We start from the raw sequence: 13,692 nt of genomic DNA, 5'->3' as shown, positions 1-13,692 counted from the left end.
TTTTTTCCTACTGTGTTGGAAAGCCTTGCGTATTTAGATTTGGGCGGCCCTATACCTGCAAGGAGTTGCACGATGTACTGCACTGAACGCACCGAGTCACGCCTACCTGTTGCACTGCCAGGCAATGCCTGCTTTGCCATCGTCGCCCCGGCCGGTCCGGCACGGCTGGATGCGCAAAAGGCCAGCCAATGGTTTGCCGGGCGTGGCTACCGTTGCCGTATCTACCCGGGGGTGGAAGAGGCCCAGGGTTACCTCGCAGGTACCGATCAGCAAAGGCTGCAGGACCTTCACGATGCCTTCGCCGATCCAGCCATCGATGCGATTGTGTGCATGCGCGGGGGGTACGGCAGCATGCGTTTGCTCGATAGGCTCGATTTTGAGCTCATTCGGCGTAATCCCAAGCCGCTGATCGGCTACAGCGACATCACCGCGCTGCACACGGCCATCTACCGCAAGACCGGGTTGATTACCTTTCATGGGGCGATGCTCAATGCCGACCTGCTAGGTGCCAAGCAGCAACCGACCGAGTCGTCGCTGGTGGCCCAGTTGATGGGGCAGGTAGGGGCGGGGGACGCGATCGCTCATCCGGCAGACTTTGCCCTGAGCTGCGTAGTGCCGGGTGTTGCCAGCGGGCGTTTGTTGGGCGGCAACCTGTCGATGCTGGGTGCGACCCTGGGCACTGTGGCCCAGATCGATACGCAGGGCTGCATCTTGTTCATCGAAGACGTCAACGAGCCGCTGTTTCGCGTGGACCGTTTGCTGACCCAGTTACGCCTGGCGGGCAAGCTTGCAGGGGTGAAGGGGGTGCTGGTGGGGGATTTCGCCGGTATTACCGTGGCGGCTATGACGCCGTTGCTGCAGGACATTTTCGGGCCGCTGGGTGTGCCTGTGCTGGCCGGGTGGCGCAGTGGGCATTGTGACCCGAATGTGTGCTTGCCGCTGGGAGCCGAGGTGGTGCTGGACAGCGAGAAGATGAGCCTGGTGTTGCAGCAGGATCTGTTCAGGGCTTGATGGGGCTGCGGCGCAGCCCCAACTGCCTCAACGCTGACGCAAGCTCTCAAGCAGCTTGTGCGTCGGATACCCATCCGCCGGCCAACCCAACCCCTGCTGGGCGGTGCGAATGGCCTTGCGGGTATTGGCGCCAATGATGCCGTCGGCATTGCCCGCGTCATGCCCGCTGGCATTGAGCAGGTGCTGCAGCTCCATGCGTTCGCTGCGGCTCAGGGGCAGGTCCTCTTTCGGCCAGCTGCCGGCAATGAATCCCCAGCCTGAGAACCGATCACCCAACAGGCTCACTGCCAGGGCATAGGACGATGAGTTGTTGTACTTGAGGATCGCGCGGAAGTTGTCCAGTACCAGGAACGCCGGGCCGCGAGCGCCCGCAGGCAGCAGCAGGGCGGCGGACAGCTGATTGCTGTTGGCGGGCAGTTGGGTGCCGGCTGGCAGTGTCACGCCCAGTTGCAGCCACTCGCTCACCGGCTTGCGCAGCGAACCATCCGCCAGCCAGAAGTCGAAACCTGCCGGCACCTGCACTTCAAAGCCCCAGGGTTGGCCACGCTTCCAGCCGGAGCTTTGCAGGTAGTGCGCGGTCGAGGCCAGGGCGTCCGGGGTGCTGTTCCAGATGTCCCGGCGGCCATCGCCGTCGAAATCCACCGCATGGGTGTTGTAGGTAGTCGGAATGAACTGGGTCTGGCCCATTGCACCGGCCCACGAACCGCGCATGGCCTCCGGCTGGATGTCACCGTTCTGCAGGATCTGCAGGGCGGCAATCAGTTGGTCCTGGGCGAACTGCGGGCGGCGGCCTTCGTAGGCCAGGGTCGCCAGCGAGCGAATGACCGACTTGCTGCCCTGGAACTGGCCGAAGTTGCTTTCCATGCCCCAGACCGAAACCAGCACCTGGCGATCCACGCCATAGCGCTGTTCGAGTCGGGTCAGCAGCTCTGCATTCTGCTCCAGCAGTTTCTTGCCGTTGCGCACACGCAGTGGCGACAGGGCGCCTTCAAGGTACTCCCACACCGGCCGGCTGAACTCAGGCTGGCTGCGGTCGGCCTTGATCACGTCCAGGTCGGGGGTAACACCGAGGAATGCACGGTCGAAGGTGTTGGGCGAAATACCGGCCTGCAGCGCTTGTTGGCGGAAGCCAGCCTGCCATTGCGCGAAGGTTTGCAGGGGTTGGATCTCAGTGCTGGCGTCGGGCGTTGCACCGGGCAGGTTCACCACTGGAGCGGGCTGGGCAGGGGCCAGCGGCAAGGCATCGGCGGCGGTGGGCTTTTCCGCACAGGCGACGAGCAGGATGAAGCTGGAGGCCGCGATCAGCTGACGGGATTTCCAACGGGGGAGAAGACTGAAGAGCATGCACAGATCCAGAATTTCAGGTCAGGTGCCGACCATACCATGCCTGCGCTTTCGATGCTTTCATGCGGCCAAAAAGTAAGAAGCCTCCCAATCTCTCGATTGGAAGGCTTCGCGGCGGTAGCTGCCTTTGCCCTTGTCTGGTTGTTCCTGGCGGCAGCGGAACAGGGGCTGGGCGACGATCGACTTGGCCTTGTTGGGGCCGTGCTTTTTCGGCTTTTTGCTCATGGTGCAGGTTCCCGATGGGTGGCTTTCGGGGCGCACTGTAGGCCCCAGGGCTACTACGGGCCAATTGATTGTGTTTATGGGTGGCAGTACGCGACGCTCGTAGGGGCGGCCTTGCGTCGCGAAAGGCGCGCGCAGCGCGCCCGGCTATTGCGAAGGAAGCGCCAATCGCTGCCCCGCCATCAACAACGAAAGCCGCGCCAGCCCGGTCCAAGGCGACCCCTCGGCCTGCCCTTTGATCTGCGCATCGATACGTTGGGCATCCTGCAACAGCTGGGCCCAACGCTGCGCGGAAAGGCGCTGCAGTGCTTTGCTGACCAGCGGGCGGCGTTTATCCCACACCGGTGGTCGTGCTTGGCTGAAGGCTTTGTCCAGCGGTACGCCCTGGCTGAACTGCTGAGCCAGCCCGGCCAGTTGCCGCAGCTCGCGGGCCAGTGCCCACAGAATCACCGGTGGCTCCACGCCTTCACCGCGCAGCCCTTCGAGCATGCGCAGGGCATGCGCGGCTTCGCCATTGAGAATGGCATCGACCAGCCCGAAGACATCGAAGCGGGCGCTGTCGGCGACTGCCGACTGCACGGTCTCCACGGTGATCTGGTTACCCTCGGCCAGCAGCTTGAGCTTTTCGATTTCCTGGGCGGCGGCCAGCAGGTTGCCTTCGACGCGTGCGGCAATCAGGTCGACCGCATCACGCTGCGCCGAAAGGCCCGCCTGTGACAGCCGCTGGTTGATCCACTGGGGTAGCTGGTGGGCATCTACCGGCCAGATCTGGATGAACTGGCAGTGGGCGCCTTCGATCAGGGCCTTGCCCCATTTGGTCTTCTGCGCGCTGCCGTCGAGCTTGGGCAGGCTGATCAGCAGCAGCGTGTCCTCGGCCGGGTTGGCGCAGTACTCCATTAACGCGGCGGCGCCCTTGTCCCCGGGTTTGCCAGAGGGCAGGCGCAGTTCCAGCAGGCGGCGCTGGGCGAACAGGGAAAGGCTGGCACCGGCCTGAAGCAGGGTGCCCCAGTCGAAATTGGCGTCGGCGCTGAACACCTGGCGTTCGTCGAAACCCTGCTGGCGTGCGGCGCCACGGATGGCATCGGCGGCTTCCTGGCACAGCAACGGGTCGTCGCCACTGACCACGTAGACCGGTGCCAGGGCGCCTTGCAGGTGCTTGTTGAGTTGGGCGGGGGCGAGTTTCATTGGAAACAGGCGGGGCACCGGGGTGCCCCGCGCGGGCTCAGTTGCCCGGAACTTCCAGTGGCGACTGCTGCGGCGTTTCAGCCTGCTGGCTGCGGGCCGCTTCCAGCGCGTCGGCTTCGGCCTTGGCGCGTTCGTCGGCTTTGACCTGCAGCTCGTCCAGTTGGGCCGGGGTCAGCATTTGCAGGCGTACAACCATGGCGTTGACCAGGTCGCGGCGCATTTCTTCACGTGCCCGATTGGCTTCCTGCTCGGAACCGGTGATGTTGGAGGCGTCACGCACGTAGATCTTGCGCACTTCCAGCTTGTCGCTGAGCAGTTCCAGGTTGTTCAGGCCCTGGATGCTGTAGTTCAGCACCGTGGTCAGCTCGTACTCGGCCGAGCGGCTGCCACCGCTGTAGGTCGCGGCGCGCTGGTTTTCCTGCTCGTTGGTCAGGACCAGGCGGTACGGTGCGCCGGCGTGCACGTTGACGCCGCTGCGCTCCAGCACCTGGCGCAGTTCGGTCACGGTTTCGCCATAGGCATTACGTGCACTGACGTCCATCTCCTTGACACTCAGCTCGGTAGAGCCAGTGCCGCGCAGCTGGAAACCGCAGGCGCTGAGCAAAACGGCCAGGCCGATTACCAGCAGATTGCGTTTGATCATGTTGTTGCTCCCTCTTGGGCCTGTACCGCCCGCCCGCAGTGGCTGCGGGCGGGCGTGCCATCAATTGGCGACGATGTTGACCAGCTTGCCCGGCACCACGATGACCTTGCGGATGGTCAGGCCATCGATGAAGCGCAGGACATTCTCGTTGCTGCGGGCGGCGGCTTCGATTTCCTCGCGGCTGGCGGCGGCCGGCATTTCGACCTGGCCACGCAGCTTGCCGTTGACCTGTACCACCAGGACGATGCTGTCCTGCACCAGCGCGCTCTCGTCGACCGCTGGCCAGCCAGCATCGATGACCGCCTGGTCGTGGCCCAGCGCCTTCCACAGTTCGTGGGAGATGTGCGGGGTGATCGGTGCCAGCAGCAGCGTCACGGCTTCCAGGCCTTCCTGCAGCAGGGCGCGGTCCTGTTCGGTGGCTTGCGGGGCCTTTTCCAGCACGTTCATCACGGTCATCACCTGGGCAATGGCGGTGTTGAACTTGTGGTACTGGCCCACGTCGGTGCTGGCCTGCTTGATGGCGGCATGGATGGCGCGACGGATGGTTTTTTGCGCGTCGTCCAGCGCGGCGACATCCAGCGTGCCCGGCAGGCCCTGGTTGACGTGGCCCTGGGCCAGGCGCCAGACACGGCGCAGGAAGCGGCTTGCACCTTCGACGCCGGAGTCGGACCACTCCAGGCTCATGTCTGGTGGCGAGGCGAACATCATGAACAGGCGGCAAGTGTCGGCGCCGTAGGCTTCGATCATCGATTGCGGGTCGACGCCGTTGTTCTTCGACTTCGACATCTTCTCGGTGCCGCCGATTTCCACCGGCAGGCCGTCGGTCTTCAGCCGCGCACCAATGATCTTGGCCTTGGCGTCACGCTCGATTTCGACGTCGGCCGGGTTGAACCAGTCCTTGCCACCGTTGCTGGCGACGCGGTAGTAGGTCTCGGCGACCACCATGCCCTGGGTCAGCAGGTTCTTGAACGGCTCGTTCGACGTGACCAGGCCTTCGTCACGCATCAGCTTGTGGAAGAAGCGCGCGTACAGCAGGTGCAGGATCGCATGCTCGATGCCGCCGATGTACTGGTCGACCGGCAGCCAGTGGTTGGCCGCTTTCGGGTCGACCAGGCCCTGATCGTAGTTTGGCGAGGCGTAGCGGGCGAAGTACCAGGACGACTCGACGAAGGTGTCCATGGTATCGGTTTCGCGCTTGGCCGCGGTGCCGCATTTCGGGCAGGTGCATTCGTAGAATTCTGGCAGGCGCGCCAGTGGCGAGCCGGCGCCGTCCGGTACCACGTTCTCCGGCAGGGTGACCGGCAGTTGGTCTTCCGGTACCGGCACGTCGCCGCAGGACGGGCAGTGGATGATCGGGATCGGGCAGCCCCAGTAGCGCTGACGGCTGATGCCCCAGTCGCGCAGGCGGAACTGGGTACGCGACTTGCCGAGGTCCTTGCGGATCAGGGCGGCCTCGATGGCGTCGAAGGCGCCGGCGAAGTCCAGGCCGTCGAACTCGCCGGAGTTGATCAGCTGGCCATGCTCGCCATAGGCGGCCAGCCACTCGTTGCCGACGTCATCGCCAGCGCTGGTGCGCACCACGGCCTTGACCGGCAGGTTGTACTTGTGGGCGAACTCGAAGTCGCGCTCGTCGTGGGCCGGCACGGCCATCACCGCGCCATCGCCGTAATGCATCAATACGTAGTTGGCGACCCACACCGGCAGCTTCTCGCCGGTCAGCGGGTGGTCGACGAACAGGGAAGTGGGCATGCCCTTCTTCTCCTGGGTGGCCATGTCGGCCTCGGCGACGCTACCGCTCTTGCACGCGTCGATGAACGCCTGCAGCGCCGGGTTGCCCTGGGCGGCCTGGGTGGCCAGCGGGTGTTCGGCGGCGACTGCGACGTAGGTGGCGCCCATCAGTGTGTCGGGGCGGGTGGTGAAGACCTTGAGGGTGCCTTCGTGGCCGATGCTGGCCTGGTCGAACGGGAACTGCACTTCCATGCCGCGCGACTTGCCGATCCAGTTGCGCTGCATGGTCTTGACCTGTTCAGGCCAGCCCGGCAACTCGTCGAGGCTTTCCAGCAGCTCGTCTGCATAGTCGGTGATGCGGAAGTAGTACATCGGGATTTCGCGCTTTTCGATCAGCGCGCCCGAACGCCAGCCGCGGCCGTCGATGACCTGCTCGTTGGCGAGCACGGTCTGGTCGGCCGGGTCCCAGTTGACGGTACCGTTCTTGCGGTAGATGACGCCCTTTTCGAACAGGCGGGTGAACAGCCACTGTTCCCAGCGGTAGTAGTCCGGCTTGCAGGTGGTGACTTCACGTGCCCAGTCGATGGCCAGGCCCAGGCTCTTGAGCTGGGTCTTCATGTAGTCGATGTTTTCGTATGTCCACTTGGCCGGGGCGACGTTGTTTTTCATCGCCGCGTTTTCCGCGGGCATGCCGAAGGCGTCCCAGCCCATCGGCTGCAGGACGTTTTTGCCCAGCATGCGCTGGTAGCGGGCAATCACGTCACCGATGGTGTAGTTGCGCACGTGGCCCATGTGTAGCTTGCCGCTCGGGTACGGGAACATCGATAGGCAATAGTAAGTGTCTTTGCCTGGCTGTTCGGTAACAGCGAACGATTGTTGCTCGTCCCAGAAGTTCTGGGCGGCGGCTTCGATATCACGGGGCGTGTATTGTTCGTGCATGGCTACTTTTGGCTGAGAGAGAAGAGACCTTGTTCCAGGCAGCGGAACCTCGCTGCAACCGGTACTCCGGTGTCGTTTAGAGTGAACGCCGTAGCATACAGCAGCGCCGCGCATCGTGGGAAACCTTGATTGCTAATGGCCGCTGGTCGCGGCAAACGGCTGCTTTTTAGAGTGACGCTAAGCTCAGATGTGGGGGGAGATATTCTGACCTTCAATGAGGTGAACGGATGGGAGAGACGCAGCTACCCGCAATCAAACCGGAGCTTTACGAACGCCTGATCGACCGCCTTGGCCTGGCGCTGGAAGTTGCCAGGACATCGGTGAGATTGCGCGACGAGATGCCAGCCGAGCTGGAGTTGCGTGGCCTTAGCCACGCAGAGTTCGAAGTGATCAAGGCGTACCTGGACACCCTCCCGGAGCGCCAAAATGCCTGTGCCGGCAGTTACCCGCAAGCGGAGCCGACATCGGCCAAGGTCATCTGGCTCAAGGACAAGAAACGCCCCGCCAGCACGGCGAGATCCAGGACGCTGCCACATCGTTAGCCGTTCAGGACGCCAGCCGCAGGCCATCGCGCGCCGGTTCTTCACTACACTTCTCACGATCGTCGCCGGCCGCACACTTGTTGCCCGGCGTCGATCCTCTTAGGCTGCACGCCTTCCATGGAGGTGTGGCCGATGCCGATCCGATTCTTCATCAAACAATGGCTGATGCCGCCTGGCGTCCTCTTGCTGCTGCTGTTGGCGGCGTGGTGGCTGCGCAAGCGGCGCCCACGGCTGGCCGGGCTGTGCTTCGCCGTGGGCCTTGGCAGCTTGTGGCTGATGAGCCTGCCGCTTGCCGTGCAGGAATCGGCGCGCCTGCTGGAGACCGAGCCGCCGCTGGCTGTCAGCGAATGGGCGGGCCTTGCGGGCAGGGCGGATGCCATTGTCGTGCTGGGCGCAGGGCGCGAGCGCGGTGACCCGGCCTGGGGTGGCGATGACCAGCCCACCGCAACGGCCCTTGAGCGCATGCGCTTTGCCGCACGGCTGGCCAAGGCCTCGGGTTTGCCGGTGCTGACCAGTGGTGGCTTGCACTATGGCACACCGCCCAGTGAAGCGCGGTTGATGGCCGATCGCTTGCGTGAGGATTTTGCGGTTGAGGTGAAATGGCAAGAGCAGGCCAGCCGCACCACTTGGGAAAATGCCCGGTTCTCGGCAGACATTCTGCAGCCGCTGGGTATTCGCCGGGTGGTCGTGGTGACGCAGGCCTGGCATATGCAGCGTTCGCGCTGGAGCTTCGAGCAGGCAGGGTTCGACGTGGTGCCGGCACCGATGGGCTTCCTCGGGCGCGAGCATGCTCGCCCGTTTGCCGGGTTGCTGCCGGAAAGCCGGGCGATGTGGCAGAGCGGGCAGTTGTTTAATGAAGCGGTGGGGTTGGTGGGGTATCGGTTGTTCTACTGATCTCGGAGGTACTCGGTCTTTGTAGGAGCGGCCTTGCGTCGCGAAAGGGGTGCGTAGCAGCCCCAGGTTCTGTGGCGCAAAAAAGATCGCTGGGGCCGCTACGCAGCCCTTTCGCGACGCAAGGCCGCTCCTACAAAGACTGCGCCGGTCATTAAGGAGGGCGCAGTCAAACAGTCTTGGCAATCCGCCCTGCCAGCAACGCCCACCCGAGCAACAGCACACAGACAATCGCCAGCGGCCACGAACGCCACTGCAGATAAGGCGTCAGCTGCTGCATCGGCACCACCTCGCCATACAGCACCGCCGGCTGGAACTGTGGGATCTGTGTGGTAATGCGCCCAAACGGGTCGATCAGCGCGGTCACACCGTTGTTGGTGGCGCGGATCATCCAGCGGCCGGCTTCCAGTGCGCGCATCTGTGCCATCTGCAGGTGCTGCAGCGGGCCGATCGAGGTGCCGAACCAGGTGTCGTTGCTGATCGTCAGCAGCAGGTCGCTGCGCGCTGCCAGGCTGGCGGCAAACTCGGGGTAGACCACTTCATAGCAGATGTACGGTGCGATCTGGTAACCCTTGGCCTGCAGCAACGGCTGGTCTTCCGGGCCCCGGGCGAAGTCCGACATCGGCAGGTTGAAGAACTCGATCACGCCGCGCAGCATGTCCTGCAAGGGCACGTACTCGCCGAAGGGCACCAGCTTCTGCTTGAGGTAAGTGCCGTCACCTTCACCGGTTACGGTGATGCCGTTGTAGTAGCGGCGTTGGTGGTGCACCACCTCACGCACCGGCACGCCGGTGATCAGCGCCGAATGGCGCTCGGCGGCAAAGCGCCCCATCACGTCGATGTAGCCCTGGGCCTGGTCCTTGAGCACCGGTACCGCAGTTTCGGGCCAGATCAGCAGGTCTACCGGCTTTGAGGTGAAGCTCATGTCACGGTACAGCGCCAGCTGGGCGTCGATGTGGGCCGGGTCCCACTTCAGGTCCTGCGCGACGTTGCCTTGGATGGCGGCCACCTTCAGCGGCTCGCCGACAGGCTTGGTCCAGGCGTGGCCCTTGAGTGCCATGCCCAGTAGCCAGGGGGCCAGCAGCAGCACGCCGGCGACGGCCAGGAACGAGGGCCGGGCACGCAGGCGGGGCAAGTTGCACAGCAACGCGGCGCTAAGCGCCAGGGTGAACGAGATCAGCCATACACCCCCCAGCGGCGCAAGGCCCGCCAGCGGGCCGTCGAGCTGGCTGTAGCCGGCATAAAGCCAAGGGAAGCCGGTGAGGAACCAGCCGCGGAAGGCCTCCTGCAGCAGCCACAGGGCCGCGAAGCACAAGGCATCAGCCAGTGGCGCCTCATTGCGCCGCAGCCAGCGCGCCCACAGCCACGCGGGCAGGGCGAAGAACCAGGCCAGGGCGGCGAAGAACGCCAACAGCAGCAGGATCGCCAGCAGCGGCGAGGCGCCGCCGTAGGTGGTCATGCTGACGTAGATCCACCAGGTGCCGGCGCCGTACAGGCCGAAACCGAAACACCAGCCACGGCCCATGGCCTGGCGCGGGCTGAGCTCGCGCAGGCCAAGGTAGAGCAGGGCGATGGACAAAAGGGCCAGCGGCCAGATGTCGAATGGCGCCAGGGCCAGGAGGGTGGAAGCGCCGGCCGCCATGGCCAGCAGGTTACCGGGCCAGCCGGGGCGGGTGATCCAACGCATGATTGTCCTTAGCGGGTGATCGGTGTCAGGCGCAGCAAGTGTACCCGCCGGCTGTCGGCATTGAGAATGCGGAACTTGTAGGCGCCGATCTCGGTGGTTTCGTTGCGCTTGGGCAGGTGCCCGAACGCGCTCATCACCAGGCCGCCAACGGTGTCGAATTCGTCATCGGAGAAGCTGCTGTCGAAGAACTCGTTGAAGTTCTCGATCGGCGTCAGTGCCTTGACCAGGAAGTCGCCGCTGGGCAACGGCTTGATGTAGCTGTCTTCCTCGACGTCATGCTCGTCTTCGATGTCGCCGACGATCTGTTCCAGTACGTCTTCGATGGTCACCAGGCCCGCCACACCGCCGTATTCGTCGATGACCACGGCCATGTGGTTATGGTTGGCACGGAACTCGCGCAACAGCACGTTCAGGCGCTTGGACTCGGGCACGAAGGTAGCCGGGCGCAGCAGGTCCTTGATGTTGAAACTGTCGCCGTTCTCTTTGAGGATCAGCGGCAGCAGGTCCTTGGCGAGCAGGATGCCCAGCACATCGTCGTGGCTTTCGCCGATCACCGGGTAGCGCGAGTGCGCGGCGTCGATCACCGCCGGCAGGAACTCGCGAGGCGACTGGCTGGCCTTGATGCTGATCATTTGCGAGCGCGGCACCATGATGTCGCGCACCTGCAGGTCAGCGACCTGGATGGCGCCTTCGACGATGGTCAGCGCTTCGCTGTCGAGCAGCTTGTTCTGATGGGCTTCGCGCAGCAGCTCTAGGAGCTCCTGGCGGTTTTTCGGCTCATGGGCAAAAGCCTGGGTCAGTTTACCCAACCAGGACTTTTGCCCGTTGCTCGATCGATCTTCGCTCATGGCGGTTACTCGTGATCCTTGCAGTGTCAGTGTGTGATTGAATCGGTTTCGTCGTCGGCATAGGGGTCCGGGTGGCCCAGTTCTGCCAGCAATTCTCGTTCCAGGGCTTCCATTTCCTCGGCTTCTTCATCGTCGATGTGGTCGTAACCGAGCAGATGCAGGCAGCCGTGGATTACCAGGTGCGCCCAATGCGCCTCCAGGGCCTTGCCCTGTTCGGCGGCTTCGCGCTCGACCACCGCCACGCAGATCACCAGGTCGCCCAGCAATGGGATATCGAGCAGGTCATCGGGCACGTCGGCGGGGAACGACAACACATTGGTCGCGTAGTCCTTGTGCCGGTAGGTGTGGTTCAGCTCGCGGCCTTCGGTTTCATCGACCAGGCGAATGGTCATTTCCGAGTCGGCTGTGCGCTGGCGAAGGGCCAGCTCGCACCAGCGACGGAAGGCGGCATCATCAGGAACGGCGGCGTCCGTGGCCCGTTGCAGGTCGAGTTCAAGCATCTTTGCCGGGTGCCTCTAGCTGGGCCTGACGGCCTTCGAAGCGGTCGTAGGCCTCGACGATGCGTTGCACCAGTGGGTGACGAACCACATCTTTGGGTTGGAAATGGGTAAAGCTGATACCCGGAACGTCCCTGAGCACGTCGATCACATGCGCCAGGCCCGACTTGGTGCCACGCGGCAGGTCGACCTGGGTGATGTCACCGGTGATCACCGCAGTCGAGCCGAAGCCGATGCGGGTAAGGAACATCTTCATCTGCTCAAGCGTGGTGTTCTGGCTCTCGTCGAGGATGATGAAGCTGTTGTTCAGGGTGCGGCCACGCATGTAGGCCAGCGGGGCGATCTCGATCACCTGGCGCTCGATCAGCTTGGCCACGTGCTCGAAGCCCAGCATTTCGTAGAGCGCGTCATACAGCGGGCGCAGGTACGGGTCGATCTTCTGTGCCAGGTCGCCGGGCAGGAAGCCGAGCTTCTCGCCCGCCTCGACCGCCGGGCGCACCAGCAGGATGCGGCGCACCTGTTCGCGCTCCAGGGCATCCACGGCGCAGGCCACGGCCAGGTAAGTCTTGCCAGTACCGGCCGGGCCAACGCCGAAGTTGATGTCGTTGGCCAGGATTTCCTTGACGTAGCGCTGCTGGTTGACGCCGCGCGGGCGAATATTGCCCTTGCGCGTGCGCAACGAGACGCTGACCTCGTTGACCGCCGGGTTGTCGATGTTCTCGACGGTCGACTCCTGCAGGTACAGATGGACGGTTTCCGGCGACAGGTCAGTGGCCTTGGCCTCGCGATAGAGGCGGCGCAGCAGCTGTTCAGCAGCGGAAGTGGTCTTGGGTTCGCCGATCAGTTCGAACTGATTGCCGCGGTTGCGGATCTCGATGGCCAAGCGTTGTTCGATCAGGCGCAGGTGCTCGTCGAACTGGCCGCACAAGTTGGCGAAACGGTGGGCCTCGAAAGGTTCGAGGATGAAACGATGGGGTTCTATGGGTGCGTTCAAGGTCGTTTTTAGCCGCCCGACGGCAATGGATGTGAGCTCAAGAATAACCCTTGAATGGCAGTGGCGAAAGCACTGAAACGATCAAGGGTCTTGCGGCCTGTGCCGGCCCATCGTGGGCTTGCCTGCGAAGCGGCCGGCACTGCTATGATGCGCGCCTTTTCCTACACATGGGTTATCCCGCCAAACATGAGCAAACGCGAACCCGCCATCTATAAAGTGATCTTCCTCAACCAGGGGCAGGTCTTCGAGATGTATGCCAAGCAGATCTTCCAGAGCGACCTGTGGGGCTTTCTGGAAATCGAAGAGTTCGTCTTCGGCGAGCGCACCCAGGTGGTGGTCGACCCCAGTGAGGAAAAACTCAAGAGCCAGTTCGAAGGTGTGATCCGCAGCTTTGTGCCGATGCATTCGATCGTGCGCATCGATGAGGTCGAGCGCCTGGGCACGGCGAAGATCAGCGAAGCCAAGGGCGGCGGCAACGTGATGCCGTTCCCCATGCCGATGCCGGAGAAGTAGGGCGGTTCAGGGCAGTGGCGAGAACGGCGTACGGCCTTCGGCGTTCTGCAGTTCGAGCAGGTACTTGCGGAAGATCTGGCCGAGCACCTGGGTGGCATGCTCCAGTTCGTCGCGGGGCATCTGTTCGGTGACTTCGTCGGCCATGTCCAGCGCATCCTCAGCACCGTTGACTGCCGCCATTTTCAGCAGAATGTAGGCCTGCACGTTGTTGGCCTTGACCCCTTCGCCCCGGTAGAACATGGCGCCAAGGCGATATTGAGCCTGGGCGTGGCCTTGCAGCGAGGCCTTCTGGAACCAGTTCAGCGCCTTGTTCAGGTCTTTTGGCGTCTGGGTGTAGTAGTACTCGCCCAGTTCGAACTGCGCCTGGGCATCCCCCGTCGTCGCCGTCTGCTCGCAAGCCTTGAGGGCATTGGCGAGGTCTTCTGGCTGAACATTCAGGGTGCAGCGGCCCGTCGCTGGAATCAGCAACGAGTTACCGCCCTCCGCCAGGGCCAGCAGGGGCTGAAGAAGCAACAGGCAGCCCAGGGTCAGGGCGCGGCCGGTGCGGTTCATGGGGATCGACTTACCTCTGCAAAGCTGCGGCCAATGTCTCTGGTGGCACATTATGGGATAAGCAACGCCAACCTTACAAAGTTTTACTCGAATTTC

14 protein-coding genes are annotated in these 13,692 nt (G+C 63.5%); 4 read left to right on the top strand and 10 right to left on the bottom strand.

Annotation, left to right across the window (positions count from 1 at the left end; all coding sequences use genetic code 11):
- The first annotated feature begins 72 nt into the window (after positions 1-72).
- Positions 73-1,011 carry a S66 peptidase family protein gene (locus PC358_RS18435; RefSeq protein WP_033701713.1) on the top strand — a complete coding sequence of 313 codons (939 nt, stop codon included), beginning with the start codon at positions 73-75 and terminating at the stop codon, positions 1,009-1,011.
- A gap of 27 nt (positions 1,012-1,038) precedes the next feature.
- Here PC358_RS18435 and PC358_RS18430 read toward each other — a convergent pair whose 3' ends face one another.
- From PC358_RS18430 to leuS, 5 genes are all read right to left on the bottom strand, one after another.
- Positions 1,039-2,355, bottom strand: coding sequence for a lytic murein transglycosylase (locus PC358_RS18430; RefSeq protein ID WP_033701712.1), 1,317 nt, complete (start codon positions 2,353-2,355; stop codon positions 1,039-1,041).
- Between the two features lie 60 nt (positions 2,356-2,415).
- On the bottom strand, positions 2,416-2,580 hold the full coding sequence (arfA, locus tag PC358_RS18425; RefSeq protein ID WP_016501800.1) for an alternative ribosome rescue factor ArfA: 165 nt from the start codon (positions 2,578-2,580) through the stop codon (positions 2,416-2,418).
- A 144-nt stretch (positions 2,581-2,724) separates the two neighbouring features.
- Positions 2,725-3,762 (bottom strand): DNA polymerase III subunit delta, encoded by a 1,038-nt coding sequence (holA, locus tag PC358_RS18420; protein WP_033701710.1) that lies wholly within the window; start codon positions 3,760-3,762, stop codon positions 2,725-2,727.
- Between the two features lie 37 nt (positions 3,763-3,799).
- Positions 3,800-4,405, bottom strand: coding sequence for an LPS-assembly lipoprotein LptE (locus PC358_RS18415; protein WP_033701709.1), 606 nt, complete (start codon positions 4,403-4,405; stop codon positions 3,800-3,802).
- Between the two features lie 60 nt (positions 4,406-4,465).
- On the bottom strand, positions 4,466-7,072 hold the full coding sequence (leuS, locus tag PC358_RS18410) for a leucine--tRNA ligase (RefSeq protein WP_033701708.1): 2,607 nt from the start codon (positions 7,070-7,072) through the stop codon (positions 4,466-4,468).
- Between the two features lie 227 nt (positions 7,073-7,299).
- Here leuS and PC358_RS18405 point away from each other — a divergent pair, with 227 nt between their 5' ends.
- Together PC358_RS18405 and PC358_RS18400 are read left to right on the top strand one after the other, a co-directional pair.
- Positions 7,300-7,614 (top strand): hypothetical protein, encoded by a 315-nt coding sequence (locus tag PC358_RS18405; protein WP_033701707.1) that lies wholly within the window; start codon positions 7,300-7,302, stop codon positions 7,612-7,614.
- Positions 7,615-7,746: 132 nt separating this feature from the next.
- The gene (locus PC358_RS18400; protein WP_033701706.1) at positions 7,747-8,508 is read left to right on the top strand and encodes a YdcF family protein; all 762 of its coding nucleotides are present in this window, start codon (positions 7,747-7,749) and stop codon (positions 8,506-8,508) included.
- A 166-nt stretch (positions 8,509-8,674) separates the two neighbouring features.
- Here the strand turns inward: PC358_RS18400 and lnt are convergent, their stop codons facing one another.
- Genes lnt through PC358_RS18380 form a run of 4 tightly spaced genes read right to left on the bottom strand, consistent with a single transcriptional unit; the run spans position 8,675 to position 12,531 of the window.
- Positions 8,675-10,192 carry an apolipoprotein N-acyltransferase gene (gene lnt / locus PC358_RS18395; protein ID WP_033701705.1) on the bottom strand — a complete coding sequence of 506 codons (1,518 nt, stop codon included), beginning with the start codon at positions 10,190-10,192 and terminating at the stop codon, positions 8,675-8,677.
- Positions 10,193-10,200: 8 nt separating this feature from the next.
- Positions 10,201-11,040 carry an HlyC/CorC family transporter gene (locus PC358_RS18390; RefSeq protein WP_033701704.1) on the bottom strand — a complete coding sequence of 280 codons (840 nt, stop codon included), beginning with the start codon at positions 11,038-11,040 and terminating at the stop codon, positions 10,201-10,203.
- Positions 11,041-11,066: 26 nt separating this feature from the next.
- Entirely contained in the window at positions 11,067-11,540 is a 474-nt protein-coding gene (gene ybeY, locus PC358_RS18385; protein ID WP_033701702.1) for an rRNA maturation RNase YbeY, read from the bottom strand.
- Complete coding sequence (locus PC358_RS18380) at positions 11,533-12,531, bottom strand: PhoH family protein (RefSeq protein ID WP_033701701.1); 999 nt, start codon at positions 12,529-12,531, stop codon at positions 11,533-11,535. Before PC358_RS18380 ends, ybeY begins: the two co-directional genes overlap by 8 nt.
- 186 nt (positions 12,532-12,717) lie before the next feature.
- On the opposite strand from PC358_RS18380, the gene PC358_RS18375 reads away from it, so the two are divergent.
- Positions 12,718-13,044, top strand: coding sequence for a DUF1820 family protein (locus PC358_RS18375; RefSeq protein WP_033702578.1), 327 nt, complete (start codon positions 12,718-12,720; stop codon positions 13,042-13,044).
- A gap of 6 nt (positions 13,045-13,050) precedes the next feature.
- Here the strand turns inward: PC358_RS18375 and PC358_RS18370 are convergent, their stop codons facing one another.
- Positions 13,051-13,596, bottom strand: a complete 546-nt coding sequence (locus PC358_RS18370) for a tetratricopeptide repeat protein (protein WP_033701700.1) — start codon at positions 13,594-13,596, stop codon at positions 13,051-13,053.
- Positions 13,597-13,692 lie beyond the last annotated feature (96 nt).

It is taken from the genome of Pseudomonas capeferrum, from assembly GCF_000731675.1.
Classification (GTDB): Bacteria; Pseudomonadota; Gammaproteobacteria; order Pseudomonadales; family Pseudomonadaceae; genus Aquipseudomonas; species Aquipseudomonas capeferrum.
Note: the sequence above shows the minus strand (reverse complement) of the source record. Positions and strands in the feature narration are given on the sequence as shown.

Coding starts and splice junctions, on each gene's coding strand:
- PC358_RS18435 (WP_033701713.1), top strand. CDS start 73: ATGTACTGCACTGAACGCACCGAGTCACGCCTACCTGTTGCACTGCCA.
- PC358_RS18430 (WP_033701712.1), bottom strand. CDS start 2,355: ATGCTCTTCAGTCTTCTCCCCCGTTGGAAATCCCGTCAGCTGATCGCG.
- arfA (WP_016501800.1), bottom strand. CDS start 2,580: ATGAGCAAAAAGCCGAAAAAGCACGGCCCCAACAAGGCCAAGTCGATC.
- holA (WP_033701710.1), bottom strand. CDS start 3,762: ATGAAACTCGCCCCCGCCCAACTCAACAAGCACCTGCAAGGCGCCCTG.
- PC358_RS18415 (WP_033701709.1), bottom strand. CDS start 4,405: ATGATCAAACGCAATCTGCTGGTAATCGGCCTGGCCGTTTTGCTCAGC.
- leuS (WP_033701708.1), bottom strand. CDS start 7,072: ATGCACGAACAATACACGCCCCGTGATATCGAAGCCGCCGCCCAGAAC.
- PC358_RS18405 (WP_033701707.1), top strand. CDS start 7,300: ATGGGAGAGACGCAGCTACCCGCAATCAAACCGGAGCTTTACGAACGC.
- PC358_RS18400 (WP_033701706.1), top strand. CDS start 7,747: ATGCCGATCCGATTCTTCATCAAACAATGGCTGATGCCGCCTGGCGTC.
- lnt (WP_033701705.1), bottom strand. CDS start 10,192: ATGCGTTGGATCACCCGCCCCGGCTGGCCCGGTAACCTGCTGGCCATG.
- PC358_RS18390 (WP_033701704.1), bottom strand. CDS start 11,040: ATGAGCGAAGATCGATCGAGCAACGGGCAAAAGTCCTGGTTGGGTAAA.
- ybeY (WP_033701702.1), bottom strand. CDS start 11,540: ATGCTTGAACTCGACCTGCAACGGGCCACGGACGCCGCCGTTCCTGAT.
- PC358_RS18375 (WP_033702578.1), top strand. CDS start 12,718: ATGAGCAAACGCGAACCCGCCATCTATAAAGTGATCTTCCTCAACCAG.
- PC358_RS18370 (WP_033701700.1), bottom strand. CDS start 13,596: ATGAACCGCACCGGCCGCGCCCTGACCCTGGGCTGCCTGTTGCTTCTT.